General features: G+C 70.3%; 29 protein-coding genes and 3 pseudogenes. 8 read left to right on the forward strand and 24 right to left on the reverse strand.

The genetic code is table 11. The features are described from left to right. Nucleotides 1–4 precede the first annotated feature (4 nt). The 3 genes from BUB97_RS09900 to BUB97_RS09910 form a co-directional block, all read right to left on the reverse strand. The gene (locus tag BUB97_RS09900) at nucleotides 5–955 is read right to left on the reverse strand and encodes a branched-chain amino acid ABC transporter permease (protein ID WP_217659611.1); all 951 of its coding nucleotides are present in this window, start codon (nucleotides 953–955) and stop codon (nucleotides 5–7) included. Next, nucleotides 952–2,352, reverse strand: a complete 1,401-nt coding sequence (locus BUB97_RS09905) for an MmgE/PrpD family protein (protein WP_175562602.1) — start codon at nucleotides 2,350–2,352, stop codon at nucleotides 952–954. Before BUB97_RS09905 ends, BUB97_RS09900 begins: the two co-directional genes overlap by 4 nt. A 287-nt stretch (nucleotides 2,353–2,639) precedes the next feature. After that, nucleotides 2,640–2,897 carry an aminotransferase class III-fold pyridoxal phosphate-dependent enzyme gene (locus tag BUB97_RS09910; RefSeq protein ID WP_073134188.1) on the reverse strand — a complete coding sequence of 86 codons (258 nt, stop codon included), beginning with the start codon at nucleotides 2,895–2,897 and terminating at the stop codon, nucleotides 2,640–2,642. Between the two features lie 244 nt (nucleotides 2,898–3,141). Here BUB97_RS09910 and BUB97_RS09915 point away from each other — a divergent pair. Continuing rightward, nucleotides 3,142–3,851 (forward strand): annotated as a pseudogene (locus BUB97_RS09915) (IS6 family transposase). Between the two features lie 43 nt (nucleotides 3,852–3,894). On the opposite strand, the gene BUB97_RS09920 reads toward BUB97_RS09915, so the two are convergent. Next, nucleotides 3,895–4,221, reverse strand: a complete 327-nt coding sequence (locus tag BUB97_RS09920; protein WP_139281324.1) for a hypothetical protein — start codon at nucleotides 4,219–4,221, stop codon at nucleotides 3,895–3,897. Between the two features lie 61 nt (nucleotides 4,222–4,282). Here BUB97_RS09920 and BUB97_RS09925 point away from each other — a divergent pair, with 61 nt between their 5' ends. Further along, nucleotides 4,283–5,023, forward strand: coding sequence for an enolase C-terminal domain-like protein (locus tag BUB97_RS09925; protein WP_073134192.1), 741 nt, complete (start codon nucleotides 4,283–4,285; stop codon nucleotides 5,021–5,023). A gap of 209 nt (nucleotides 5,024–5,232) precedes the next feature. Here BUB97_RS09925 and BUB97_RS09930 read toward each other — a convergent pair whose 3' ends face one another. The 5 genes from BUB97_RS09930 to BUB97_RS09950 are packed head-to-tail and all read right to left on the reverse strand — an operon-like array spanning nucleotide 5,233 to nucleotide 8,589. Then, complete coding sequence (locus tag BUB97_RS09930) at nucleotides 5,233–5,667, reverse strand: VOC family protein (RefSeq protein ID WP_073134194.1); 435 nt, start codon at nucleotides 5,665–5,667, stop codon at nucleotides 5,233–5,235. A gap of 31 nt (nucleotides 5,668–5,698) precedes the next feature. After that, entirely contained in the window at nucleotides 5,699–6,442 is a 744-nt protein-coding gene (locus tag BUB97_RS09935; protein WP_073134196.1) for an SDR family NAD(P)-dependent oxidoreductase, read from the reverse strand. A 2-nt stretch (nucleotides 6,443–6,444) separates the two neighbouring features. Then, nucleotides 6,445–7,434, reverse strand: a complete 990-nt coding sequence (locus BUB97_RS09940) for a saccharopine dehydrogenase family protein (protein ID WP_073134199.1) — start codon at nucleotides 7,432–7,434, stop codon at nucleotides 6,445–6,447. After that, nucleotides 7,431–7,832, reverse strand: coding sequence for a VOC family protein (locus BUB97_RS09945; RefSeq protein ID WP_073134200.1), 402 nt, complete (start codon nucleotides 7,830–7,832; stop codon nucleotides 7,431–7,433). Before BUB97_RS09945 ends, BUB97_RS09940 begins: the two co-directional genes overlap by 4 nt. Before the next feature lie 13 nt (nucleotides 7,833–7,845). Continuing rightward, on the reverse strand, nucleotides 7,846–8,589 hold the full coding sequence (locus BUB97_RS09950) for an SDR family NAD(P)-dependent oxidoreductase (RefSeq protein WP_073134202.1): 744 nt from the start codon (nucleotides 8,587–8,589) through the stop codon (nucleotides 7,846–7,848). Nucleotides 8,590–8,723: 134 nt separating this feature from the next. On the opposite strand from BUB97_RS09950, the gene BUB97_RS09955 reads away from it, so the two are divergent. Further along, nucleotides 8,724–9,629, forward strand: coding sequence for an AraC family transcriptional regulator (locus BUB97_RS09955; protein WP_073134204.1), 906 nt, complete (start codon nucleotides 8,724–8,726; stop codon nucleotides 9,627–9,629). 355 nt (nucleotides 9,630–9,984) lie between these two features. Here BUB97_RS09955 and BUB97_RS09960 read toward each other — a convergent pair whose 3' ends face one another. Together BUB97_RS09960 and BUB97_RS09965 are read right to left on the reverse strand one after the other, a co-directional pair. After that, nucleotides 9,985–10,965: a Bug family tripartite tricarboxylate transporter substrate binding protein gene (locus tag BUB97_RS09960; RefSeq protein ID WP_073134207.1), complete on the reverse strand. Its 981-nt coding sequence runs from the start codon at nucleotides 10,963–10,965 to the stop codon at nucleotides 9,985–9,987. Nucleotides 10,966–10,989: 24 nt separating this feature from the next. Beyond that, on the reverse strand, nucleotides 10,990–11,961 hold the full coding sequence (locus BUB97_RS09965; protein WP_217659612.1) for an alpha/beta hydrolase: 972 nt from the start codon (nucleotides 11,959–11,961) through the stop codon (nucleotides 10,990–10,992). A gap of 104 nt (nucleotides 11,962–12,065) precedes the next feature. On the opposite strand from BUB97_RS09965, the gene BUB97_RS09970 reads away from it, so the two are divergent. The 3 genes from BUB97_RS09970 (at nucleotide 12,066) to BUB97_RS27230 (ending at nucleotide 13,424) form a co-directional block, all read left to right on the forward strand. Further along, complete coding sequence (locus BUB97_RS09970) at nucleotides 12,066–12,671, forward strand: helix-turn-helix domain-containing protein (RefSeq protein ID WP_086062076.1); 606 nt, start codon at nucleotides 12,066–12,068, stop codon at nucleotides 12,669–12,671. Between the two features lie 176 nt (nucleotides 12,672–12,847). After that, nucleotides 12,848–13,078, forward strand: coding sequence for a hypothetical protein (locus BUB97_RS09975; RefSeq protein ID WP_073134209.1), 231 nt, complete (start codon nucleotides 12,848–12,850; stop codon nucleotides 13,076–13,078). Then, entirely contained in the window at nucleotides 13,050–13,424 is a 375-nt protein-coding gene (locus BUB97_RS27230; RefSeq protein ID WP_073134216.1) for a hypothetical protein, read from the forward strand. Before BUB97_RS09975 ends, BUB97_RS27230 begins: the two co-directional genes overlap by 29 nt. Before the next feature lie 79 nt (nucleotides 13,425–13,503). On the opposite strand, the gene BUB97_RS09985 is transcribed toward BUB97_RS27230, so the two are convergent. Beyond that, complete coding sequence (locus BUB97_RS09985) at nucleotides 13,504–14,193, reverse strand: aminotransferase class I/II-fold pyridoxal phosphate-dependent enzyme (protein ID WP_073134218.1); 690 nt, start codon at nucleotides 14,191–14,193, stop codon at nucleotides 13,504–13,506. Nucleotides 14,194–14,497: 304 nt separating this feature from the next. On the opposite strand from BUB97_RS09985, the gene BUB97_RS09990 reads away from it, so the two are divergent. Further along, nucleotides 14,498–14,917, forward strand: a complete 420-nt coding sequence (locus BUB97_RS09990) for a DUF6525 family protein (RefSeq protein ID WP_073134220.1) — start codon at nucleotides 14,498–14,500, stop codon at nucleotides 14,915–14,917. Nucleotides 14,918–15,131: 214 nt separating this feature from the next. Here BUB97_RS09990 and BUB97_RS09995 read toward each other — a convergent pair whose 3' ends face one another. Next, complete coding sequence (locus BUB97_RS09995) at nucleotides 15,132–16,070, reverse strand: LysR family transcriptional regulator (RefSeq protein WP_456306332.1); 939 nt, start codon at nucleotides 16,068–16,070, stop codon at nucleotides 15,132–15,134. A gap of 128 nt (nucleotides 16,071–16,198) precedes the next feature. Here BUB97_RS09995 and BUB97_RS10000 point away from each other — a divergent pair, with 128 nt between their 5' ends. Then, complete coding sequence (locus BUB97_RS10000; RefSeq protein WP_073134223.1) at nucleotides 16,199–16,630, forward strand: (R)-mandelonitrile lyase; 432 nt, start codon at nucleotides 16,199–16,201, stop codon at nucleotides 16,628–16,630. Between the two features lie 60 nt (nucleotides 16,631–16,690). Here the strand turns inward: BUB97_RS10000 and BUB97_RS27435 are convergent. The 11 genes and pseudogenes from BUB97_RS27435 to BUB97_RS10050 all read right to left on the reverse strand — a co-directional run. Then, nucleotides 16,691–16,924: pseudogene (locus BUB97_RS27435) on the reverse strand (tripartite tricarboxylate transporter substrate-binding protein); the annotation flags it as partial. Continuing rightward, nucleotides 16,902–17,078, reverse strand: a pseudogene (locus tag BUB97_RS27440) (tripartite tricarboxylate transporter substrate-binding protein); the annotation flags it as partial. The pseudogenes BUB97_RS27440 and BUB97_RS27435, both read right to left, overlap by 23 nt. A 210-nt stretch (nucleotides 17,079–17,288) precedes the next feature. Continuing rightward, nucleotides 17,289–17,633 carry a RidA family protein gene (locus BUB97_RS10010; protein ID WP_073134227.1) on the reverse strand — a complete coding sequence of 115 codons (345 nt, stop codon included), beginning with the start codon at nucleotides 17,631–17,633 and terminating at the stop codon, nucleotides 17,289–17,291. Between the two features lie 30 nt (nucleotides 17,634–17,663). Then, the gene (locus BUB97_RS10015) at nucleotides 17,664–18,821 is read right to left on the reverse strand and encodes an NAD(P)/FAD-dependent oxidoreductase (protein ID WP_073134230.1); all 1,158 of its coding nucleotides are present in this window, start codon (nucleotides 18,819–18,821) and stop codon (nucleotides 17,664–17,666) included. Further along, nucleotides 18,818–19,414: a hypothetical protein gene (locus BUB97_RS10020; protein WP_073134233.1), complete on the reverse strand. Its 597-nt coding sequence runs from the start codon at nucleotides 19,412–19,414 to the stop codon at nucleotides 18,818–18,820. The genes BUB97_RS10015 and BUB97_RS10020 overlap by 4 nt, the downstream gene beginning before the upstream one ends. Continuing rightward, nucleotides 19,411–20,802, reverse strand: coding sequence for an FAD/NAD(P)-dependent oxidoreductase (locus BUB97_RS10025; protein WP_245818262.1), 1,392 nt, complete (start codon nucleotides 20,800–20,802; stop codon nucleotides 19,411–19,413). The genes BUB97_RS10020 and BUB97_RS10025 overlap by 4 nt, the downstream gene beginning before the upstream one ends. After that, nucleotides 20,799–21,119, reverse strand: a complete 321-nt coding sequence (locus BUB97_RS10030) for a 2Fe-2S iron-sulfur cluster-binding protein (protein WP_073134238.1) — start codon at nucleotides 21,117–21,119, stop codon at nucleotides 20,799–20,801. The genes BUB97_RS10025 and BUB97_RS10030 overlap by 4 nt, the downstream gene beginning before the upstream one ends. After that, a complete protein-coding gene (locus BUB97_RS10035) occupies nucleotides 21,100–22,218 on the reverse strand; it encodes an NAD(P)/FAD-dependent oxidoreductase (RefSeq protein WP_073134241.1) in 1,119 nt (372 codons plus the stop codon). The genes BUB97_RS10030 and BUB97_RS10035 overlap by 20 nt, the downstream gene beginning before the upstream one ends. Beyond that, nucleotides 22,215–23,024 carry an ABC transporter permease gene (locus BUB97_RS10040; protein ID WP_073134244.1) on the reverse strand — a complete coding sequence of 270 codons (810 nt, stop codon included), beginning with the start codon at nucleotides 23,022–23,024 and terminating at the stop codon, nucleotides 22,215–22,217. The genes BUB97_RS10035 and BUB97_RS10040 overlap by 4 nt, the downstream gene beginning before the upstream one ends. Continuing rightward, complete coding sequence (locus BUB97_RS10045) at nucleotides 23,024–23,887, reverse strand: ABC transporter permease (protein ID WP_073134245.1); 864 nt, start codon at nucleotides 23,885–23,887, stop codon at nucleotides 23,024–23,026. Before BUB97_RS10045 ends, BUB97_RS10040 begins: the two co-directional genes overlap by 1 nt. After that, nucleotides 23,884–24,930: an ABC transporter ATP-binding protein gene (locus tag BUB97_RS10050; RefSeq protein WP_073134246.1), complete on the reverse strand. Its 1,047-nt coding sequence runs from the start codon at nucleotides 24,928–24,930 to the stop codon at nucleotides 23,884–23,886. Before BUB97_RS10050 ends, BUB97_RS10045 begins: the two co-directional genes overlap by 4 nt. Between the last annotated feature and the right edge of the window lies 1 nt (nucleotide 24,931).

Here is a 24,931-nt window from a genome sequence, read left to right on the forward strand (position 1 = left end):
GCGCTCAGGTCCTTTCCGACACGCGGCCGAGCAGGCCCTGTGGCCGCAGGAACACCACCAGCAGGAAGACGACGAAGATTGCGGTGTTCTGCAGCTGCGTGGGCAACAGCAGGGCGGAGCATTGCTGGATGACGCCGATCAGCAGCCCGCCCCAGAAAGCGCCGACAGTAGAGCCGAGCCCGCCCAGCACGACTCCTGCATACATGATGATAACGTATTCGAGTCCGACATAGGGCGTGAAAGGATAGCTCGAGGCGAGCAGGCCGCCCGCCACGGCCGTGATGCCCACACCCAGCCCGAAGGTGATCCGGTGCGCGCGGTCCACGTCGATCCCCATGTAGAGCGCGGCCTGCACGTTGTCCGCCGCTGCGCGTAACGATTTCCCGAGGCGGGATCGCGTGATCACCAGCACGAGCAGAATGACAAGAGCGGCCGCGATCGCGGCGCCCCAGGCGCGGGCCTGGTTGATGAACAGCACCAGCGCGCCATCGGCCAGGTCGATCTCCCAGGCTTCCGAGGAGATGTCGCTCGGGATCGAGACGGGAACGCTGCCGAACAGGATCTGCCCGCCGCTCTGCAGGATCAGGGACAGGCCGAGCGTCAGGATCAACTGGGCGTAATGTCCTTCGCCCTCCAGCGATCCCACCCGCGTGCCGGTGACGCGTGAGAGGAGGAAGCGCTGCGCGACGTAGCCCAGCACGAACAGCACGGGCCCGGCCAACAGCGCGGCGATGAACGGCCCCGCCTCGCTCCCGAAGAGCGCGCCGAGTCCCAGCAGGGCGAAGAGGTGGAAGGCGGCGTACATACCCACCATCATGAAGTCGCCATGCGCGAAGTTGATCACGCGCATGACGCCGAAGATCAGGCTGAGCCCGACGCACATGAGGCCGTAATGAGCGCCGAGAAGCAGTCCCGCATTGAGCGCCTGCAGCAGGCCTTCCAGTTGCGGCATCATGGCGCGCCGCCCCCGTCCGCAGCCAGCAAGTCGGCCAGCGGCGCCATGTCCGCCGCGGTCGGCATAGCATCGACGAAGCGGAGGATCGCTGCCGCGCATTCCCGGCCCAGAGCATCCGTCGCGGCGCGCTCGCAGCGCTCGCGGACCTCCGCCGGCGTCGCCGCGACGACATCGTCGAGCCTGCCACGAACCACACGGTCGGGCAGCGCCAACTCCATTTCTGCGCCCTGCCGGGCGGGAAAGGCGGCGGTCAGCGCGGCATCCTCCTCCAACGTGACCAGGCCGAGCAGCCGCTCCATCTCCGGCCCGATCGGCAGGCGATAGTTCGCTTCCTCGATGACCCCGCGCAGCAGGGTCGCCGAAACGCCGAAGGGGATGCTCATCTTGGCCTGGAGCAGCCTGGAGAAGGGCCCCATGCTGTCGCAGCCCGGGTAGCGGGCGGCGGCCCTCGGCACGCGGATCCGGATCGCCCGGATTTCATCCGCCCGCACGCCGTGATCGCGCAATAGCTGCAGGGCGAGCTGACACGCCGTCTGCGCGAAATTGCAGGCAGGAACGGGCTTGTTGTAGACGGCCATGATTTCTGGCGGTCCGTCGAAGAAGCGGATCGCCGGCCGCGTCTCGTCGCGGCGTAAGGCAGCGAAAAGCCCCGCCTTCCCATCCAGGGCGCTCTCGGACGCCTCGGCGCCCAGTTCCGCGAGCAGCGCGGATGTCACCGCGTTTCGGGCGGCGAAGCCGGGATGGAAGAACATTTCCGTGCCGCCCACGGCCGGCCATTCGTTCAGCCCACCCGTTGCGTTCGCTGCCATGCCGATCGCGCTCGTCGCACGGTCCACGTCCAGGCCCAGCAGCACCGCGGCGGCAGCGGCCCCGCCGATCGGGCCGGTGATGCCGGTCGGACGGAACAGCCGCGCCAGATCGGTCGTGAACAACGCGGCCCCGATCCGTGCGCCGATCTCGTACCCCGAGACGGCCGCATTGACGAAGCGCATCCCGGACGTCGGATGAGTGCGGGAAAGTGCCAGCAGGGCCGGAAGGACAACCACGCCGAGATGGCTGATCGAGGCCGCGTGCATGTCCTCGCGCACCAGCCCATGGGCCAGGACGGCATTGGCGAATGCGGCATCCCCCACCGTCGTGCGTCGAGCCGCACCGATAATCGGAACGCCGCCCTTCACAGCGGGCGCGATCCCGACCGCCTGGCGCGCCCAGGGGAGGTCGCGCGACTCCAGCGCCGCGCCGATCACATCCAGGAGGCAGGTTTGGACCTTGCCGAGGACAGCCTCGTCATGGCGGTGCGGCGCAAGGGCGGCGGATGCAGCCTCTCGGGCCAGACTGGGCGAAGCCATCTCCGCTGCGGGCACGCGCATCACTGTCATAGTGGTCACCGGCGGCACGGCACCGCAGCCCGGCAAGGCCGGCGAAGCAACAGCTTCTCGGACAAGAACGTCTCCTCTCACCCTGTTTCCGGGCGATAGGGCAGCGTCCAACGGGACCGGGCACGAGTCAACAATAATCAGATTGTAGGACAGGCGGGCCGTGGGTTTGGGTTTGGGTGCTCGGCGCTGGACGGTAGAGACGTGCTCTCCGGCCAGCTCCGGGTCCTCCGCGAAGCACGCGGAACAGCGCGGCCGCGCCTCTCAAAGAAGTGGAACAGGGGCGGCGAGCGCCGCCCCGGCCACTGTTACGCCTTTGCCGCGCCCTGCCGGACCGCGTCCATGATCTGGCCGATCTGCTCAGCGCTGATGCCCAGCGGCGGCGACAGCACGAGGGAGTCACCGGTTGCTCGGATGAGCACCCCGACCTTGAAGCAGTGGGCGGCGATGGCCTGCGCGCGCGCCGGCCCGCCGCCAGCTTCCGGGCCGAACTCGATGGCATCCAGCAGGCCGAGGTTGCGGATCTCCGTTACGCCCCGCGCATCGCGCAGCCCGTGCAGCGCCATCTCTCAGGACCCTGCACTCTTGGCCGCGCGCTGGAAGCACCCTTCCTCCTGATATACCTCCAGCATCGCTAGCGTGGCCGCGGCTGCGAGAGGATGGCCGGAATAGGTGTAGTCGTGCATGAACTCGGTCACGCTCTCCGGTTGCGAGGCAGACCCCCGGGGACACGATCGTTGATCAGCACGCCGCGCATTGCCAGGTTGAGTGGCAGTAGCCGGAGCGAGCCAGCTGGGCGAAGCTGGTCGAATGGCGGCAGACTCCGCCAGCTACCCTGGATGCCGCTTCCCGGCGGAGATCATCAGCCATGCGGTCTGGCCGTACCATGTGTTCAGCCTGAGTTTGCGTAATGTCGAACTGATCCCGGCAGAGCGGGGCATCATCGCCACGCGCGAGAGCGTCCGAAGCTGGTGCCGAAAGTTCGGTTCGGAGTTCGCCCGCAAGCTGCGGCGGCGTTGCCGAAGCCGGGCGACACCTGGTACCTCGATGAGGTGTTTCTGCGCATCAATGGCCAGGTCCACTATCTCTGGCGAGCGGTGGACAAGCACGGCGTGGTGCTGGACATTCTCGTTCAGGATCGGCGGGATGCGAGTGCAGCCAAGCAGTTCTTCAAGCGTCTGCTCGCGGGCCTGAAGTACGAGCCACGGCGGCTTATCACTGACGGGCGGAAGAGCTGTGGTGTGGCGCAGCGCGAGGTCCTGCCCGGGGTCCTGCATCGGAGCGGCCGCTATCTGAACAACCGGGCGAAGAACTCGCATTTGCCGACCCGGCGGCGGGAGCGGCAGATGCAGCGGTTCAAGTCGGCCGAGGAGGTTCAGCGGTTCCTTTCGGCGCACAGCATGATCTATGCCCATTTCCGCCCTCGCCGGCACCTGATGACGGCGGGCGAGTGCCGGCGCGCCCGGACCAAGGCCCTCCGAATTTGGCAGCAGGAAATCTGCGTCCAAGCGGCACCCTGATACTGTCGCACTCCCAGTCACACGGCCAGAACTCGCTTTCTGGTCAAAGAACTTGCCGATGCTCCTGGCGCAGGTCGGGCTGCAGCAAGGCGACCCACCCGCCGAAGGCCTGGCCGGCCGCGGCGGCCTGCGGGCAATTAGCTTCAACATCGCCGTCCTGCAGGGATGGCGATGCGGCGACGGTCGCCAGTGCGGTGGAGGCGATCTCGACCTCGCGGTCCAACGCGGTAGAGAGCGCCCGGGCCGTGCTGGCCAATCTAGCCTCGGCCACGCGCTGATCGGTCTGACCGACCTGCCAGGTGGTGACCGCACCGAGCAGGAGCGCAGGCGCGAGCGCCAGGAGGATGAGGGCGACAAGGTAGGTGCGCAAGCCCACGCGGGGGCCGGGCGGCTGACGGGCTCCCGCACGCGGAGCGGCTTCTCCTGGTCGTTTGCTAAGGGGGCGCCCCCATCCCGGAGCGAGTGGCTCTCGTCTAGGCGCATGGGCCCACAAGCCGGAGGACTGCATTCCGAACCCGTGCGGAAGCGCCTGGCGCGCGGCTCGTCGAGCCCCACGAGCCCATGCGGCTGGAGAACCCCATCCGCCCCGAGTTCCACGACGAGATGGGCGCGCTCGCCGGCAGCATCCCCGTCCCGATCGCGACGGGCGATCGCTTCACCGGCCCAACCGAGTTCAAGGCCCAGTTCTTCGCGGCCCAATCGGGTTCGCGCGCATCTCCACCTGCGCCGTCGGCGGCATCACCCCAGCGAAGAAGGCGGCCGCCAGCGCGGAGGCCTTCGACATCCCGATCACCCCGCACAGCCCGCTCTCCCCTGTGGGGCTGGTCGCCTGCCTGCATGTCGCGGCCGCCGTGCCGATCTTCGCGATCCAGGAGTACCCGACCGGGTTCAAGAACCTGGAGCTACGCTCTGACGGCGTGCTGCTCGGGTCGGAGTTCGTGGACGCGCCGCCCAAGGCCGAGAACGGCTTCGTCAGGATCCCGACCCGACCCGGCCTCGGCCTCGCCGTGCTCGAGGATGTCGTGGTGCAGACCAAGCCAACCGCCCGCGAGGTATCCATGCGCCGCCACCGCGACGGGTCACCGATCGACCAATGGACCCCACCAAGGGAGACGGCTGACGTGCAAGCCGTCTCCGGGAGGCATGCGCCTGACCCCGCCCTGGTCGCTTGATGATGCTGTTGGCCGACAGCGGTCAGTCCGCTTCCGAGACGGGAATAGCGGGAAGCGGACGTAACGGCAGAACCCGTCGCGGACATTCCGTGCAGGCCAGCTCAGTGTGGTACCTGCCTGCTACAGGCTGGGCATTGCCCTGTGCAAGCGCCGTTTAGCAATAGCGTGTCGGCCTCCGGCATGACGCCACGTGCATCATGGGTCGGGTGTCATCTCCGGCCAGGCACCTGGCACACAGCCTCAATGTTGTTCCCATCCGGGTCGAGCACGAAGGCGGCATAGTAGTCCGGGTGGTAGCGTTCACGAACGCCAGGCCCTCCATTGTCCGTGCCTCCGGCTGCAAGCGCGGCCGCATGGAAGGCGTCCACAACACGGCGATCGGTGGTCGCGAGCGCAAGGTGCATGGGACTGCCCGCAGGCTCCCCATCATGAAACCAGATCCTCGGATATTGGTCCCGGCCCACTCCGTACCGCGTGCCGCCCGTGCGTGTCCGCTCAGGCCCGACACGGAGGATGACGGTCATGCCGAACGGGTGGAGCGCCTCCTCATAGAAGCGGCGTGACCGCTCCGCGTCAGCCACCGCGAGCTCGATGTGGTCGAGGATCGCATCGCCCACAAACGCAGGCACCTCCTTCGTGGTCATGGCTCACTCTCCCTGCCTGGGGTGGACCCTGTCACGCCTGCGACGCCCCGCCATCGGCGAAGAGTTCCACGCCGTTGACGTAGCTGGCGGCATCGCTGGCCAGGAAGGCGGCGACCGCCGCGATCTCATCCGGCTCGCCGATCCGGCCGATCGGGCTTTTCGCGGTAAGGAACGCCATCCCCTCCTCCGCATGCTCGCCAAAGGCGTCCCGCAAGGAGGCTGTATTGGTCGGGCCGGGGCTGACGATGTTGATGCGGATGCCGCTGCCCTTGAGGTCGCTGACCCAACTCCGCACGAGGTTCCGCACGGCCGCCTTGGTCGCGCCGTAGATGCTCATGGTCGGACCGGGGTCGATGGAGGCCGTCGAGCCGACGATGACGATGGAGGCGCCAGGCTTCATCAGCGGCAAGGCCATCTGCACCGTGAAGACGACCCCCTTCACGTTGGTGGCGAACTGCTGGTCGAACTGTGCCTCGGTGATCTGCCCCAGCGGCGCGTGCTGCCCACCACCCGCATTGGGCACCAGTACGTCCAGCCGGCCGAACCGCGCCTTCACCTCGGCAAACAGCCGCTCAAGGTCGGCGGGGCTGGTCACATCGGCGGCGAGGCTTAGCGCGGCAGCACCCAGACTGGAGGCCGCGGCGTCCAGGGCGCCCTGCCGTCGTCCCACCAGGACGACCTGCATGCCCAGTTCGGCGAAGCGGCGGGCGATGGCCAGGCCGATGCCACTGGAGGCCCCGGTCACGAGGGCGACGGGCTTATCGATGGCGGTCATGGTCAGTCCTGAAAGATCTGGATGGTTGTGTCGGCAATGGACTCGGCGAAGCCATTGCCGAACAGTTCCGCCGGGGTCTGGAAGCCGGGCCGCACCTCTCCGGCGAGCACCCGCCGAGATGCCTCGGCGGCCGCCAGGGGCGTGAAGCTGTAGGCATTGACGGTGTCGAGGATGGCCCGGACGGTCGTCCCCTGGACGCCGGTCACCTCGGCCGAGGCTTGGTAGCGGTGCGCGTCACGCTCTTCGGCGGAGGGTCCGTCCGGCAAAACCGTCAGGTCGCCGGTGGGGAAGGCGCTGCCGGAGACGTGGACGAAGGTGCCGATGTTCGGCGCCTGCAAGGCCCTCCAGAGGGTCATCAGGTCGGGCAGGGTGACGGGGAAGCAGGGCACCGGGCCGCGGCCGAAATCGAAATCCCTCGTAGTGCCCGCCGCTCGGGGCCGCAGAGCCCCGTCGACGCGCTCGATGCACTCGGCTGTCAGGTTCTCACGCGCGCTGATCGCCGAGCCGCGGGACATCGCCCCGGCGACATGCAGCGCGACGCGAATGGTGTGGGGGCGCCCGACCCACTCTGTGGCACGACCTACCAACGATCCCAGCATAGCGACGCTGCCGCCACTGCCGGGCAACAGCATGGCCCCGGCCGCCCGCGCCTGTTCGTCATAGGCCTCTGCCAGGCGGTAGCTGTCGGGTTCGGCGGCGATATCGAGGTAGTGGGCGCCCGCCCGGATCGCTCCACGCATCAGCGGGCCAGCGGTGCGCAGGAAGGGACCGGCGCAGTTCAGCAGCACCGCCGCATCCTGCAGGGCAGCGTCGGCCACCGTATCCTCGTCCAGTGCGAACACCCGGTGCTCCGCGCCGAGGGAGCCGCCTAGCTCCGCAAGCCGGGTCTCGTCCCGTCCTCCCAGGATGAGGTCCAGCCCGGCCGCCCTGGCATGGGTGGCCGCCATGCGGCCCGTGTAGCCGGTCGCGCCGTAGATCATCAGCCGGGTCATTGGGGATGCTGCCAGGGCTTGAATACGAACTCGAGGCTGTAGCCGTCCGGGTCCAGGACGTTCGCCGCGTAGTAGCGCGGGTCGTAGTGGATCCGTGCGCCCGGCGCGCCGCTATCCGTGGCACCTGCCGCCATCGCGGCGGCATAGGCCGCGTCAACCGCCTCGCGCGAGCGCGCCACGAAGCCGACATGCGCTGTCTGGCCTTTGGCTTCACCCTCGCGGAGCCAGAAGACCATGCGGCCATTCGCGCCGAAGCCTTTGAGGTCCGGATGTCCTGGCGGGCCGTTGCGGCCGTCGTAATCCAGCCGGTCAGTGATGCCAAGCGGGACCAAGGCGGCTTGATAGAAGGCGATCGAGCGCGCGATGTCGCTGACCGCCAGGAAGATGTGGTCAAGCATGGTCAACGTTCCCTTAGATGCAGTAGCCGCCGCCGACCTCGATCGACTGGCCGTTGACCCAGCCGAGCTCGTCCGTGAGCAGGTTGGCGATGACGCGGCCGACCTCCTCCGCCTCACCGACGCGGCCGAGCGCCGTCTGCGATGCCAGCCGCGCCTGAAACTCATCCGTGAGACCGCCGCCCAGTTCAGTCCGGATCGCGCCCGGTGACACGGCGTTGGCGCGGATGCGACGCGGGCCGAACTCCTTGGCCATGTAGCGGGTCAGCACCTCCAGCCCGCCCTTGAAGCTGGCATAGGGCGCCACCCCAGCCGTTGCCACCCGTGTGGTGGCACTGGTCAGGTTGACGATGGCGCCGCCGTCGCGGATCAGCGGCAGCAGGGCCTGCGTCAGGAAGAACGGCCCCTTCAGATGCACCGCGAACAGGCCGTCGAACTGGTCTTCGGTGACGGTCTCAATCAGGTTGTAGAGCCCGAACCCGGCATTGTTGACGAGACCACGCAGGCTGGCGCCGTTCCAGGTCTCTTCCAGCGCGCGCCTTACCGCCTCGCGGAACGAGGAGAAGCTTGCCGTGTCAGCGACGTCGAGCGGCAGTGCGACCGCACGACCCCCAATCTGCCCGATCTGCGTCACGACAGCCTCGGCGGCCTCGGGATGGCTGTTGTAGGTCAGGATGACGCCCAGGCCGCGATCGGCGCAGGCTCGTGCCGCGGCCGCGCCGATGCCCCGGCTGCCGCCCGTGATAGCGATGACTTCCATGGTGCATAGCTCCAGTATCTGCCAACGAAGCTATGCGGCGACCACCCAACCGCGCGTCGCGGTTCCTACCCGAATCTTGCCTAATCCTGCTTTCCAGGTTGTTTCCCCTGACCAGGCAGGACACTGTCACAGGCATGGAACAGCAGCTGACTGAACTGCGCGCCCTGGCTGCGCGGGCCGAAAACCGGAAAACCGAGACGGGCATTCCGCGCGTGGCAATGGTTCAGGGACAGGTACCCGAGCATGAACTCGCCGCCTGCTACGACCCGATGGTCAACCTAATCCTGCAAGGCAGCAAGTCGATGACGGTCGGCGATCAGACCCTGCACTACGATCCGGCGACCTACTTCGTGATGTCGGTCGACCTGCCAGCGGTCGGGGCTGTCCACCCCAACACGTCGGGCGCACCCTACCTTGCGGTCAGCCTCACGCTGGACCCGCAGGTGATTGCGACCCTGCTGACGGACCTGCCCTCACCGGCGGCACAGGCGCCGATGGCGGGCTTCTCGGTGGCTGCGGTGACTCCAGAACTGCTGGATGCCTGGGTCCGCATGCTGCGCCTAATGGACCAGCCGCACGACATCCCGGCACTGGCCCCTGCTTACGAGCGCGAGATCCTCTACCGGGTGCTGCAAGGGCCGCACGCGGCGCTGCTCCGTGACATCGCCACACCCAGCACCGCGCTGGCACGGATCAATCTCGCTATCCGGTGGATCCGACAGCATTTCGCCGAGCCTCTGCGGGTGGAGGCGCTTGCCGCCATCGCCGCGATGAGCCCCTCCGCTTTCCACCGGCACTTCAAGAGCGCGACGGCACTCAGCCCGGTGCAGTTCCAGAAGCGCATCCGCCTGCTGCAGGCACGGCTGCTGCTGGTCAGCGGCGGCGTGAAGGCAGGCGACGTGGCCTTTGACGTCGGATATGAAAGCGCGACCCAGTTCAGCCGCGAGTACGCCCGCTTCTTCGGCGCTCCTCCGGCCAAGGACGCGGCGCGCATCTTCCGCCATCTCAAGAAGTTGGGAAGCGCAGAGATGGCCGCATAGCTGCCTCGGATTAGTGCGGCTAAACTGAGGAAAGTCCGCTTTCGAGTAAACTTCAGCGGCGCGCAGGCGACTGGAATGGGCGCAAAGCAGCCCCCTCAACCGGCGCGCCTTGGGCGCCGATGGCGCCACTGTCGTACCGACGCCGAATCTCGACGGGCTGCCCCGGCGCTCGGCGGTGTTCGATACGCACGACGTTGCAGTCTGCCGTGCATGCCCGCGCGGCGCGACTTGCACACGGGGCGACTCAACTTTCTGCACCGCGGCTGGTTAGATCCGGCCCTACTGCAGGGCCGGCCGCACCGGCCAGGGCCACGGACCCTCAGGCGTTGAGCCGTCGGTTGTTCCTGGCTCCGTCCTAACCGGCGCGCATGTCCATGGCGCGCACGATCGGCACCCAGCGGTCGTTCTCCTCCGTGAAGAACCGCGCCACCTGATCCGGCGATCCGGACATGGGAGTGAGGTCGATGGCCGCAAAGCGCCCGCGCACCTCCGGCCGGGCCGTCACCTCATTAATGGCGGCGTTCAGCCGGGCGACCACGTCGGGCGGGGTGCCCCGCGGTGCGACGACCGCCTGCCACGGCTCCAGGTTGTTCACGCTGGGGAAGCCCGCCTCCTTCATGGTGGGCACCTCCGGCAGGGTCGGGATGCGCGCATCCGACATGACGGCCAGCCCGCTGATTGCGCCGGAGCGGATGTGCTCGCCGACGACGGAGGGCGTGTCGACGAGAAAAGCAATGCGACCCGCCAGGAGATCCGCTAGCCCGGCCGCGCTGCCGCGATAGGGCACGTGCGTCACCTCCAGACCGGCGACATTGGCGAAGTGCTGGGCCGCGATGTGGCCGGACGCGCCATTCCCCGCTGAGCTGAAGTTGTAGCTGCCCGGTCTGGCCTTCACGGCCTGCACGAGCTCGGCGACGCTGCGGGCGTTCATGTTCCTGGCCGCGACCAGGATCAGCGGCACCTTGGCCACGAGCGCGACGGGCACGAAGTCGCCCATGGGATCGAAGGGCAGGCTGGCATTGGCGCCCTGCACCAGGATCTGCGCCGTCAGCCCGCTGAGCAGCAGGGTGTAGCCATCGGCCGGGGAGCGGGCGACGGAGGCAGCCCCCACGATGCCGCCGGCGCCGGGGCGGTTGTCCACAACCACGGGCTGGCCGAGGAGCGGCGCCGCGCCCTCCGCCATCAGGCGCCCTGTCGTGTCGTAGCTGCCCCCCGGCGCATAGGGCACGACGAGACGGACGGTCCGGTCCGGAAAGGCCGCCCTGGCCGGCCGCGCGCCGGCCAGGGCCGCGAGAGCGAGCGAGCCGAGCAGGGCATGGCGGCGGGTCAGGTGCATCGTTCGGGATCCTTCAGGGCGCGGCTACCAGGTAGGGCGGGCGGGCAGGTCGAGGGCCGCGCGGATTTCGGCGCAGACGGCCTGGAACTCGGCCTCCGCGACGGCGCTGAACCGGCGCATGCGGACATAGCCGTGGATCAGGCCCGGGCCGACGCGGGCGACCGTTGGGACGGCCGCCTCCGTCAGCCGGGCGGCGTAGCGCAGCCCGTCGTCCCGCAGCGGGTCGAGGGCGGCGATGCTGAGGCAGGCGGGCGGCAGGCCGGCGAGGCGAGGGGCGCGCATGGGTAGGGCGTAGCCGTCATCTGCCGCGGCGCCCTCAGGCAGGAAGGCCTCCAGCGCCTCCTTCATCGCGGCGCGGGTGAGGATGGGGTCGGTGCCGGCGCGGTAGCTCTCCGTCTCCAGATCATCGTCCAGGGTGGGGTAGAGCAGGATTTGGTGCGCGATGGCCGGGCCGCCCCGGTCCCGCGCCATCAGGGCGCAGGCTGCGGCGAGGTTGCCGCCCGCACTGTCCCCGGCGATGGCGATGCGGTCCGGGTCGATCCCTAGCGCCTCGGCCCGCTGCACGGCCCAGCACAGGGCGGCGTAGGCATCCTCCGTGGCTGCCGGGTAGGGGTTCTCCGGCGCGCGGCGGTAGTGGACGCTGAGCAGGATGGCGCCAGTGTTGGCAGCCAGGCTGGCCGTGATGAAGTCGTGGGATTCCGGGCTGCCGGCGATCCAGCTTCCCCCGTGCAGGTAGAGAATGGCGGGGCGTGGCCCATCGCCCGCCGGCACGTACACACGGATGGGGATCTCGCGCCCGGGAAGGGTGACGTAGGTGGTGAAGGTAGAAAGCCAGTCCGGATGACGCTCGGCGGTGAGGCGGGCGAGGATCTCCGCCCGCAGCCGCCGCTGGTCGGGCGACAGGTCCACGATTCCTGCCATTCGGCCGGCGTCCCGCCTTGCTTTCTCAACGTAGGCGACCACGCCGGGGTCCATGGAGGCGTGGAAGTCGCTCACTTGCTTTCCGGGGCGGAGAGGGCTGCTGTCATTCGGACGAGACTAGCCATCGCGTTCACGAGGATGCAAGTCTGTTTCACGCGTATGAAATTCTCGGAGGCTGCTTGGCACGCGACCCTGCCCCAACCCCTCGGCCCTCCGAGCCCGTCTCCGCCGATGCCATCGACGCTACGATCGGGCGCCGGCTGCGGCTGCTGCGCGAGGCCCGGCGGATGCCGCTCGCCGGGGTGGCCCTGAGCCTGGGCAAGTCAGTGGGCTACCTCAGCCAGGTGGAGCGCGGTCTCTCCTCCCTTCCCGTCCGGGATCTCGCCCGGATCGCGGAGCTGCTGGGGGTAGACTTCCTCTCCCTTGTCAGCCCGACGGCGGCAGGGGAGGGGGCGTCACCCATCCGCCGGGCGGCGGACACACGGCCCGTCACCTTCCACTCCAGCGGCATCACCAAGACACCGCTCGCTCCATCCGCAGCAGGGGAGTTGCGGCTCTTCTTGATGACACTGGATCCGGGATCCAGCACGGGCACGGATCTCTACAGCCACGATGGGGAGGAGGCCGGGTTGGTGCTGGAGGGCAGCATCCGGCTGACCATCGGGACGGAAACCCATGCTCTGGCGCAGGGCGACTCCTTCCGCTTCACCAGCAGCACGCCTCACGGCTTTGCAAACGCCGCAAGGGGACGGTCCGTGGTGCTCTGGGTCAACTCCCGGCGGTAGCCGAAGAGGCCGAACCGCCGAAAATGAACATTAACGGTACTTCCGCTCCGGGGCGGAGCATCCAGGACAACGGCCGTCAGGATGCCTGCGTCGCCGCTAGTAAATTAACGGGTCCTCACACCTAAAGTGTTTGTGAAACATGGAAGGGTGCCCTCAACTCGCCGAACCTGCTGAACGTGATCGGCGGGGCGATGCTGGCGCAGGATGCGGGGCGCGATCTCTCGGGCATCTACGGCGCCTGGACGGCGCACGGGCTGCTCTCGCCGATGCGGACTGCCTCCGAGCTGGAGGAGCCGGTGGCGGTGGACGGCCATGGGGCGCGCGCTCGGATGGAGGCCTTCATGAATGCCTCCTGGGCGGCGATGGAGGGCGCCGCCTATGTGCGAGGGCCTCTTCCACGAGGATGACCAGTACCCCGACACCCTCGACAAGGCCTTCGGAATGCTGGTGGACATCCACGGGCGCGACGAATGGGAGCCGGGGGCCTCCCGGCTGATCGAGCCCACGGATGCGAATATCGCGGTGATCCTGGAGGAGAAGCAGGCGGCGCAGGAGGCGGTGCGACGGCTGCCGGAGGTGCTGGGGCCAGAGACGCTCGGTTTGTCGGCGGCGCAGGTGTTGGAGTTCACCACGTCGCGCGAGAGGACGCCGAAGAGAGGTTCGGCCTTGCCCTCGAGGACCTCTCCCGGCTGGCTGATGAGTTCGCCCGCTTCGAGGAAACGGACCGCCGGCCGGCTGTTTATGCCCTTCTGAGCGCGGAACGGCTCCGGTGCCTGTAGCTCCGCCGTGTTCGGCCTCTGGCGGCCCGGAGTGACATGGTGGTGGCGGCACCTCAACTCAGGGCACTGGCGACAGCCCGCAGTGCCCGCTGCAGGTCGTCACGATCCATTGGCGCGCCGAGGGCAAGTCGCACGGCGTTGGGCGCGCTGCCGATCCCGAAGGCCGCTCCGGGGGTAATCCTCACGCCGAGGGCGTCCAGGCGCGCGGCCAGCTCCTGCGCGGAGGTCCCTTTCGGCAGGTCGAGCCAGAGGTGCATCGAGGCGGGGTGCGACGCGGATGAAGCCCGGATCGGCAGCAGCTCCCTGGCGAGCGCCTGGCGTGCCCGCGCTTCGCGGCGCTTCTCCGCTTCCAGGAGCGCGGCGGTCCCGTCGCCCACCCAGAGGGAGGCGATCGCGGCACCCAGCGGCGGGGCGGTCCAGACGGTGGCGCGGATCAAGTTTGCGGCCCCCTCTTCCTGCCCCGGTGGCACGAGCATCCAGGCAGCCCGCAGGCCAGGGGTGAAGCCCTTCGAGGTGGAGCGCAGGTGCCAGCTCCGCTCCGGGGCCAGGACCGCCAGGGGTGGAACCGGCGGGTCGTCCTCCGTCAGGAATCCATAGGCATCGTCCTCGATAAGCTGGAAGTCGAGGCGCCGGGCGATCGCGGCCACAGCCTCGCGCCGCCGCGCGGGCATCGTCACGCCCGTCGGGTTCTGGAGCGCGTCGCGTCCCTCCGGCCAGCCATGCGTGCCATCATGCGCGCACATCCAAATCCGCGAACGCCATGTCCCGGCAGACGCTGCCATCGGACAGGAAGCCGACCAGCGCACGGGCCGGTCATGACCCGGCTCGCAGCGGACCGCTTTCAGGTCCCGCTCCTCGAATGCCCCCCCCGCCAGCCGGAAGCTGCATGCGGACCGCAACAGCCTTCCACGCGCTTGATCCCCCTGTCGCGGACCTTGCCCTGCGGCAAGGGGGACGGGCACCGGTCCGGCAGGGGGCGCGGTTGATGCGCGGGAGGGGGCGGCAAGACGATATCCCTCCGGTTCTGCTTTCGGTAGAAGGCCGGACATGGACAACAGCATGGCCGCCAAGCCCTACAGCAAGCTCAAGGGTGATCCGTACCGGGCCTATGAGGAGCTGCCGGTCGAGGTGCGCCGGGCCCTGCAGGAAGCCCTGGTGGATTGGTGCCCTCTGCGCGCCCGCGAGTGGCATCTTCAGCTGCTGCGCCAGCAGCGGCTGAAGCCGGCGCAGGCGGCATCCATCCTGGTCCAGACCATTCGGGGACAGGATCACGCCGAGGTCGCCGCCTTCGCGAGGACATGGCCGAAAGGCGCCCGGGGCTACCCGCACCTCGCGGCCGGCGCGACACTACAGCGCTATGTTGGGCCGGACGGCATTCCGGCGGCCAAGCCCATCGTGATCGCCCCGGCCGCCAAGCCGCCCAAGACACGGGCTCAGCGCAAGACAGGCCGTCGCGCCCGGCGTTAAGCGCGGGACGGCCGACGAGACGGCCCTATGCAAAGATGGCGACGATGACAGGTGAAGCTCGGAGGCGAACGGCGCGGCGTCCGTGATCGACGGCAGCCGCCCGGCAAGAAAGCGCCAGGCCCAAGCAGCGACCGCCAGAGAATCAAGCGATTATAACACCTATCCAACAGAACCCTTTGGGCGCTCCCCCCTCGGTCCGGGCGGATCAGCGAGGCTATGCCCCCTTTCCCCCGCTGGGTGGCGAGCGTCCTTCGCCGTTGTCCCGAAAGCGCAGCGCATCCACCAGCAGCGCAAAGGCCGGGGTCGGCTGGCGGCGGCTCGGGTAATCGAGGTGGTAGCCGGGGAATGGCGGGCACCAGTCGTCCAGCACGCGCAGCAAGCGTCCCTCGGCGAGATGCGCCTGCACCTGGTCCTCAAACACGCAGGCCAAGCCGAACCCGCCTAGCGCCGCCCTCAGCAGCGGGGGCGCCACGTTGAACACCAGCGGCCCCTCCACATGCACGCGAATCTCGCGGCCGTCCTTCTCGAACTCCCAGGCATAGACACCGCCCAGCGTCGGCAGGCGGATGTTGATGCAGGCGTGCCCGGTCAGCTCCTGCGGCGTCCTCGGCGGCGGCCGCGCGGCGAAATAGGCGGGCGCGCCGACGACCTCCATCCGTAGCGCCGGCCCGATGCGCACGGCGACCATGTCCCTGCCCACAAGTTCGCCGATGCGGATGCCGGCGTCGAAGCGGCCGGCCGCGAGGTCGGCAAGGGTGTTGTCCACATGCACCTCGACCGTGATGTCCGGATAAGCCGGCAGCAGCCGCTCGAGCGCCGGCCACAGCACCGTGGCGGCCGCGTGCTCCGCCGCGGTGATGCGGATGGTGCCGGACGGCTTCTCCCGCAGCTCGCCGAGGGCGGCGAGCGCCGCCTCGACCTCGTCGAAGGCCGGGCCGAGCGTCCGTAGCAAGCGCTCGCCGGCCTCTGTGGGCGCGACGCTGCGCGTGGTGCGGGTCAACAGCCGCAGCCCGAGCCGCGCCTCCAGCGAGCGCAGCGTCTGGCTCAACGCAGAGGGGGAGACGCCGAGCTGGGCGGCAGCGCGCGTGAAGCTGCGCGCCGTCGCGACGGCACGGAAGGACTGGAGATCGTTCAGGTCCGTCCGAGGCATCATGAAGCCCTGCTTCAAGGTCCATGCCGACTTTGCCGCCTAATCGCACCAGGCTGCACCCGCCATCTTGCACGCCACACCAACCCGCCATTGCGGCCCCCCACGGCCACGATGAGCGAAGGAGGCCTGTTATGGAGATCACGCGAGCGGCTTCGGCGCCCTCCGGCAAGGGGCCGGCAGTGTGGTTCACCGGCACGGTGCGGATCGATCCGCTGTTCAGCCCGCCCGATCCCGCGCGCGTCGCCGGCGCCCTCGTCACCTTCGAGCCCGGCGCGCGCACCGCCTGGCACACGCATCCGCTCGGCCAGACGCTGATCGTCACCGCAGGTCGTGGCTGGGCGCAGCGCGAGGGCGGGCCGCTGGAGGAGATTCGCCCCGGCGACGTGGTCTGGTTCGGGCCTGGCGAGAGGCACTGGCATGGCGCGACCGCCACCACCGCCATGAGTCACGTCGCGGTCCAGGAAAAGCTGGACGGCTCGCCGGTCACCTGGATGGAGCATGTCGCCCAGGGGGACTATCGCGCCGGCGAGGCCCCGGCCACGCTGGGCCGCCCCGCACCGTAAGCCGCTCGCATCGATCGCCCGGAACGGAGACCACCAATGCGCAACCCCCGCCAGGTGGATCATCGAGCCCGTGCCGGCGGAGCCGAAGGTGAGCGTCCCCGGCTTCGCCTTCGCCAAGGCGACCAGCTCGGCCACGGAGCGCGCCGGCAGGGCGTTGGAGACGGCGCGGAGGTGCTCGATCCGGAAGGCGAGGCTGACCGGGGCGAGGTCTTTCAGCGGGTCGAAGCCGAGATTGCTGTAGAGGTGCCGATTCACCGCCACCGCCGTTCGTGCCCATGAGGAAGGTGTAGCCATCCGCCGGGGCGCGGATGACGTTCTCCATCGCCAGGCTGCCGCCGGCGCCCGTGCGGTTCTCCACCACCACGGTCCCGCCGAGGCGCTCGGAGAGTCCGTTGGCGAGGATGCGGGCGAGCACGTCGGTCCCGCCCCCCGCCGCGAAGGGCACCACGACCCGGACGGGACGCGATGGCCAGGCCTGGGCAAGCGCCGGGCGCGTCAGCGAGAGGGCGGCGGCCAGGGCGGCCAGCTAGTCACGTCCGTGTCATGCACCGTGAAGTCGGTGAAGGTGCCGCCGAAGCCGATTCGAAGCATGCCTGATCCCGCAACCTGCCGTCCATGATGGGCTCCGCGCGGAACCCTTCCGCGCGGCGCGGCGCGCTCAGAGCGCGGCGGTGACGACCACCTCGATGAGCGTGCCCGGGCCGAGATCGGCGACGCCGATGGTGGCGCGCGTCGGCAGGTCGTCCGGGCCGAACCAGGCGGCCCAGGCCGCGTTCATCGCGTCCTTCATGCCCATATCCGTGATGTAGAGCGTGGCGGCGAGGAGCTTCGTCTTGTCGCTGCCGTTCTCGGCCAGCAGCGCGCCGATCCTCTCCAGGATCTGCTCGGTCTGCTCCTTCATCGGCTTCGAGCGGTCCTCGGCGACGATGCCGCCGAAATAGAGAACGCCGTTGTGCTCGACGACGCGGTGCATGATGGGCGTGCGGGCGTGGCGTCGGATCATGTCTTCGTTCCTTCTGAATGGTGCCGGGCGTCAGCCGGCCGGCTGCGGCAGCGCGGCCCCGGTCCCCGCCCCGGCCGGGCCGCCGAAGCGGCCGGGCGCGAAGGCGGCGATGGGGCGGTTGGTGAAGCCCTGGGTGGCCAGCTGGGCGACGATGTCCCCCACCACCGGCCCCAGCTCGAAGCCATGGCCGCAGAAGCCGAAGGCGTGGATCACCCCGTCATGGAGGCCTGAGGCGCCGATGACGGGAAGGTCGTCCGGCGTCACGCCCTCGATGCCGGCCCAGGCATGGACGATCCGCGTCTCCGCGAGCACCGGGAAAAGCTCCAGCGCCGTGCGCGCCGAATAGGCCAGCCGCTCCACATCCAGCGCCGTGGCACCGGTGTCGAGGCTGCCGACGCCCTTGTGCCCCCCGCCGATCATCACCTGGCCCGTCTCGGCCTGCTTGAAGGAGATCGGGCGCGAGGTGGCGCCCACCACGGGGGTGACGAAGGCGGGCATGCGCGCCGTCAGCATCATCATGAAGGCGTTGAAGCCGAGCGGTATCGTCTCCCCGATATGGCGGGCGAGGCGCGCCCCCCAGGCCCCGGCGGCATTCACCAGCACGGGCGCGGCGTGCTCCGCGCCATCGGCCGTGCGGAGGTGCCAGAGCCCGCCGCGGCGCCCGGCGGCGATCACGCGCGCCCCTTCCACGATCTCCGCCCCCAGCGCCCGCGCGGCGCGGCCGAAGGCGAGGCTGGTGCGGTAGGGCGAGGCGAAGCCGTCCCGCCGCGCGACCATGCCGCCGACGACATGCGGCGCCACGGCGGGAAGCAGGCGCCGCAGCCCGGCCGCGTCCACCACCTCCTCATGCGTGTAGCCCCCGGCGCGCAGCGCGGCGGCGCGCTCCTCCAGCACCGTCAGGTCAGCCGCGCTCTCCGCGACCTTCACCTGGCCGGAGGCGCGGAAGCCGCAATCCTCCCCGACCAGCTCCCCGATCCGGTGCCAGAGGTCGAGGGCTTCCAGCGCCAGCGGGATCTCGGCCGGATGGCGGCCCAGGGTGCGGACACCCCCGGCCGAGAAGCCGGAAGCATGCCGGGCCAGATGCCCGGCCTCCAGCACCCGCACCCGGCGCCCGCGGCGCGCGAGGTGAAAGGCGGCGGAGAGCCCGTGCAGCCCGCCCCCGACCACCAGCACCTCCGGCCCGCTCACGCCAGCCCTCCGGCATCGGCCTGGACCGGCCGGGGCTCGGGCATCTCCCCGGCCATCGCGGCCAGGGCCGCGAAGCCCACCGGCAGGGCGAAGGCGACCGGGCCGATCAGGGCAGCCTGCGCCAGCACGGCCCCGTCACGCTCGGGGCCGGGCGGTTCCTCCAGCAGCCCGGCCATCCCCACCGGGTCCAGGCGCCCGGCCGCCGGCAGGGGGCGGGGAACGGCCTCGACGCCGCCCCCACCTCCGGCCCGCCCGGCCAGGGCCAGCGCGGCGACACGGACCAGGGCAAGCCCTTCCGCCCCGGAGACGCCCAGGGCGGGCCCCGCGGCGAAAACGCAGGGCCACGACGTCTCGCCGCGCCCGTCCACCACCGGGAGCCCGCCCTGGAAGCCGCAACCGAGGGCGGCGAGGATCAGCGGCACATCGTCCAGCACCAGCAGGCGCGTGAAGGCAAGCGCGCGCACCCCCGCCTCATCCTCGATCCAGAGCCGCCCCGGCTCCGCATGCCAGGCGCGAGGCACCACGGGGGCATCCGGCAGGAGGCGCGCGGCCTCCAGCGCGGCGGGCCCGCTGCAGAGGAGAAGGGTGGTCACGCCACCGTCTCCAGCGGCAGGGCGGCAAGCTCGCCGACCGTCAGCGGCTTGAAGGGCGCGCGGGGACGCAGCGCACCGGCCTCCCCGATGGGAATCCCGCGCTCGGCGGCGATGAGGGCGGCGACGGTGGTGCCGCACATGCGCCCCTGGCACGGGCCCATGCCGGCGCGGAGATAGGCCTTGGCCTGGTTCGGCCCGGTGGCGCCGAGCCGCGCGGCCTCGCGCACCTGGCCCGCCGTGATCTCCTCGCAGCGGCAGACGATGGTGGCGTCGTCCCGTGGAACCAGCACCTCCGGCGCGGGGGCGTAGAGCCGGTCGAGGAAGGGGCGCAGCGCAAGGGCGGCGGCAAGCCGCGCCCGATGCGGCGCGGCGCGGCGCTCGGCCTCCGCCTCAGGCAGCCGGCCGAGACGGCGGGCAGCGTCGATGGCGGCGATGCGGCCGGTCGCCGTGGCCGCCTCCCAGCCGCCGATGCCACCGCCATCGCCCGCCACGGCGACGAGCCCATGGCTGGTCGCGCCCCATTCGTCGAGCACGGGGCGCCAGCAGCGCTGCGCCTCGTCCCAGCGATGCTCGAGGCCCAGGGCGCGGCTGACATGGGTGGAGGGGATCACGCCCTCATGCAGCAGCAGCGTGTCGCAGGCCATCTCGCCCCCGGCCCAGCGCACGCGCTGCACCCGCCCCTCCCCTTCGGCGCGCAGCTCGCGCACGCCGCGCACCACCTTCAGCCCGCGCCGCTTCGCCTCGCGCACCAGGGCCAGCCCCTTGGTGAGTAGGCGGCGACCGGTCCAGAGCCCGCCGGCGCGGAAGGCGTCCCACAGCGCGCCCTTGCCGCCCGTCTCCAGCAGCGTCACCGGCCCCGCCCCGGCGCGGAGGAGTTGAACGGCTAGCAGCCAGGTCAGCGGCCCTTGCCCCGCGATCACCAGCGGCCCCTGCGGCACCGCCCCCGCCGTCTTGAGCAGGATCTGCGCCGCGCCCGCGCCCATCGCGCCCGGCAGCGTCCAGCCCGGGATCGGCACGGGACGTTCCTGCGCGCCGGTCGCGAGGAGAAGACGCGAAACCCGGATCTCCTCCGAGGCGCCCTCCCGCAGCACGGAGATGACCCCGGTCGCGATGTCCACATGCCAAAGGGTGCTGCGCGGGCTGTACTCGACCTCCCCACCCGGATGCAGGGCGGCGCGGAAGTCCCGCGCCAGGGCGGCGCCGGCGTCGAGGAACTCGCCTGCCAGCGCCGGGTCGCAACCTGCCGCCTCCACCGCGCGGAACACCTGGCCCCCGGGTGCGGGCTGCTCGTCCAGCACGAGCACGGAAAGCCCGAGCGAGGCCGCCTCCATGGCAGCCGCCATGCCCGCCGGGCCGGCCCCGGTGACGGCAAGGTCGTAGTCCCTCACGCCGCGATCTCCGGCGCCGCATCGGGCCGGGCCCGGCGGGCCCCGCGCTGGGCCGCGATCCGCATCCCCGGCGCCACGGTCACCATGCAGGCCTGGCGGTTGGCCACGCCGTCGATCTCGGCGAGGCAGTCGAAGCAGATCCCCATCATGCAATAAGGCAGGCGCGGCGCCCCCTTCACCGGCGTCTCCCGGATGGCGGGCAGGCCGGCCAGCAGCACGGCCGCCGCGGCGGAGGCGCCCTCCGGCACCAGGACGGGGCGGCCTTCGACGAAGACCTCCACCGTGGCGGGGCGGATGTCAGGCCGCGGAACGAACATCGTGGAAACGCCTTGCGCTGAAGGGGGCCATCTCCGGCGTCAGCGCGCCGGCGGCGATCATGGGGGCGAAGATGTCGGCATGGGCGCCCGCGAGGGTGACGCCCGAATGGCAGTTGGCCGTGAACGCGCCGGGGAAGCGCTCGGATTCGTCGTAGATGGGCAGCCCGTCCGGTGCCATCACGCGGAGCGCCGACCAGGCGCGCACGATGTTCAGCTCCGCGATCCAGGGAAAGGTGAGCACCGCGCGCCGTGCCATGGTGCGCATGATCTCGGGCGTCTGGGTCAGGCTGTCATAGCCCGCCTCCTCTTTGCTGTCCCCGATCATCACCGAACCCTCGTCGGTCTGGCGGATGGTGGTCGTGGGCATGGGCAGGAGCTGCCGCGTGCGCTCCGTCACCAGCACTTGGCCGCGCTGCGGCCGCACCGGAGCCTCCAGCCCGAAGCGCGGCGCGAGGGCGGCATTGCCGAGCCCTGCGGCGAGAACGATGCGCGGCGCCCGATGCGTCTCCCCGCCCGCCAGCACGGAGAAGTCGCGCGGGGCGGCGGTGCCCTCGGAGACGCCGGCATTGGGGCGGTAGATCCCGCCCGCATCGTGGAAGGCGGCGTGCAGCGCGCGCAGCAGGTACAAGGGGCTCGCATGGCCGTCATAGGGCGTCCAGCTCGCCCCCACCACGGCGCGGCCGATGCCGGGCAGCATCTCGGCCGTCTCAGCATGGCCGAGCATCCGGTATTCCATGCCGAGATTGCCGGCCTCGCGCTGCAGCTGCGCCATATAGGCCGCGCGCTGCTCGAACTCCTCCTCGGAGAGGCAGACATGGACGCCGCCGGGCTGGTGCAGCCCGGTATCGAGCCCCGTCCGCTCGGCCAGCTCCGCGGCCAGGCCGGGCCAGGCCCCGGCCGAGCCGCGCGTCCAGTGCTGGTAATGCGGCGCCCCCAGCCCCTTGGACTGCACCCAGACCAGCCCGAAATTGCCCCGGCTGGCGCGATGGGCCACGTCGCCCTCGTCCAGCAGCACGGTGGAGAGGCCGCGCTTCTGAAGCCCATAGGCGATGGCGGTGCCGACAAGGCCGCCGCCGACGACGATGACGTCCTGTGTCACGCGCGGCGCTCCCCCGTGAGCAGGCGGTCGATGGGATAGAAGCGGTCCAGCACCAGCAGCAGCACGATCGTCACCGCGATCAGCGCGGCCGAGACGGAGGCGACGAGCGGGTCGGTCATCTGGTCGATATGGGTGAACAGCCGCACCGGGATGGGCGTGTAGGAAGGCGAGGCCAGGAAAAGGCTCACGGTCAGCTCGTCGAAGGAGGTGATGAAGGCGAGGATCCAACCGCCGGCGAGGCCAGGCAGGATCAGCGGCAGCGTGATGCGGCGGAAAACGGTGAAGCGGTCCGCGCCGAGGCTCTCGGCGGCGCGCTCCACCCGCGGGTCGAGGCCGGCCAGCCCCGCGGAGACCAGCCGGAGCATATAGGGGGTGATGACCACCAGATGCGCCGCGACGAGGCCGGGGAAGGAGCCGGCGAGGCCGAAGCCGGAGAAGAAGCGCAGCAGCGCGACGCCGAGCACCACATGCGGGATCATCAGCGGCGAGACAAGCAGCGCGGCCAGCACGTCCCGCCCGGGAAAGCTGTGCCGCGCGATGGCGAGCGCCGCCGGCACCGCGATGAGGGCGGAGAGGGTGGCGGAGACAAGGCCGAGGCCGAGGCTGACCCAGAGGCTCTCGATGAACTGCGGATTGTCCGCGATGGCCGCCCACCAGCGCAGCGACGCGCCGTCGAAGGGCATGGCGAGATAGCCCTTGTCCGTGAAGGAGACGAGGATCACCACCAGCAGCGGCGCCACGATGAACACCGAGAAGACGAGGTGGAAGAGCAGGGCAAGCGGCCCGTTGCGGTCGCGCCGGTCCATCACGCGCCTCCCAGCCGGCGCAGGGCGCGGCGCTCGACGAAGCGGGTCCAGAGAAGAGTGGCGGCGAGGATGGCCGCCAGCAGCAGCGTGGCGATGGCCGCGCCGAGTGGCCAATTCAGCGTGTTGAGGAACTCGTTATAGGCCATGCTGGAAACCACCTTCAGCCGCCGGCCGCCCAGCATGGCGGGCGTGGCGAAGGCCGAGGCGGAAAGGCAGAAGACCATCAGCGCCCCGCCCAGCACGCCCGGCATGATGTTCGGCAGGATGACGCGCCGGAAGATGGTGAGCCGCCCGGCGCCGAGGCTTTCCGCGGCACGCGGCAGGGCCGGGTCCAGCCGGCCGAGGCTGGCCCAGACCGCCAGCACCACCAGCGGCACCATGACATGCACGAGGCCGAGGATGACGGCGAACTCCGTGAACATCATGCGGAAGGGCGCGTCCGGCACGCCGAGGGCGACAAGGGCGCCGTTGATGAGGCCGTTGGTGCCCAGCAGCACCATCCAGCCAAAGGTCCGCACCACCACGGAGACGAGCAGCGGCCCCACCACCAGCAACAGCATCAGCCCGCGCCAGCGCGACGACATCCGGCGGATGATCCAGGCCTCCGGCACGCCGATGAGGAGGCAGATGACGGTGGTGACGAACGCGATCCGGAAGGTGCGGCCAAGCGCCTCCTCGAAGAGCGGATCGGTGAAGAGGTCGGCATAGTTGGCCAGGTCGTAGCGCGGCAGGATGCCGCGGGAGAAGTCGAAGCCCTGCAGGCTGAGCAGCAGCACGCTCGCCAGCGGGATGAGCAGGGCCAGCAGGTAGACGAGGCCCGAGGGCGCCGCGAGCAGCGCCGGGGAGGCGCGGCCGGCGCTCATGCCGCCTCCAGCCGGCGCAGGCTGTGGGAATCCCAGGAGAGGGAGACCGGCGCGCCCTCCTCCACGGGCGGCGCGCCGGTGTTCTGGGCGGTGACCATCATCGGCCCGATCGCCGTATCCACGCGGTAGAGCCAGGAGGCGCCAAGGAAGACGCGGGAGTGCACGCGGCCGGGCAGAGAGCCCGCGCCCTCCGCCCCGATGCGCAGGCGCTCCGGCCGGATGGTCAGCATCACCTCGCCCTCGCTCCCGGCAAGCTCCGGCGGCAGGGCGAAGCGCCGGCCCGCCACCTCCGCCTCACCACCGCCGGCGCGGGCAGGCAGCCAGTTGCTCCGCCCGAGGAAATCGGCAACGAAGCTGTCGGCCGGCAGCTCATAGGCGCGCCAGGGCTCGTCCACCTGCACCACGCGGCCCGCCTGCATCACGGCCACGCGGTCGCAGAGCGCCATGGCCTCCTGCTGGTCATGCGTGACCAGGATGGTGGTGACCCCGACGCGGCGCTGCAGCTCGCGCAGCTCCACCTGCATCTCCTCCCGCAGCTTGGCATCGAGGTTGGAAAGCGGCTCGTCGAGCAGGAGGAGCTGCGGCTCGATCACCAGCGCGCGGGCCAGCGCCACGCGCTGCTGCTGGCCGCCGGACATGTTGCGCGGAAACCGGTCCGCCAGATGCGAGAGATGCACGAGGTCCAGCGCCTCCGCCACGCGCCGCATGCGCTCGGCCTTCGGCACGCGCCGCATCTCCAGTCCGAAGGCCACGTTCTCCGCTGCCGTCATATGCGGAAAGAGCGCGTAGGACTGGAAGACGAGGCCGATGCCCCGCTTGGCCGGCGGCGTGCTGGCCAGGTCCTGCCCGTCGAGGAGGATACGCCCCTCGCTCGGCGTCTCGAACCCCGCGATCATCTGCAGCGTGGTCGTCTTGCCGCAGCCCGAGGGGCCGAGGAGGCCGAGGAACTCCCCCCGCGCCACCTCGATCGAAACCCCCTGCACGGCGACGACGGGGCCGTAGCGCTTGGCCAGCCCGTCCAGCACCAGCGAGCCCGGGCGCATG

It is taken from the genome of Muricoccus roseus, from assembly GCF_900141905.1.
Classification (GTDB): domain Bacteria; phylum Pseudomonadota; class Alphaproteobacteria; order Acetobacterales; family Acetobacteraceae; genus Roseomonas; species Roseomonas rosea.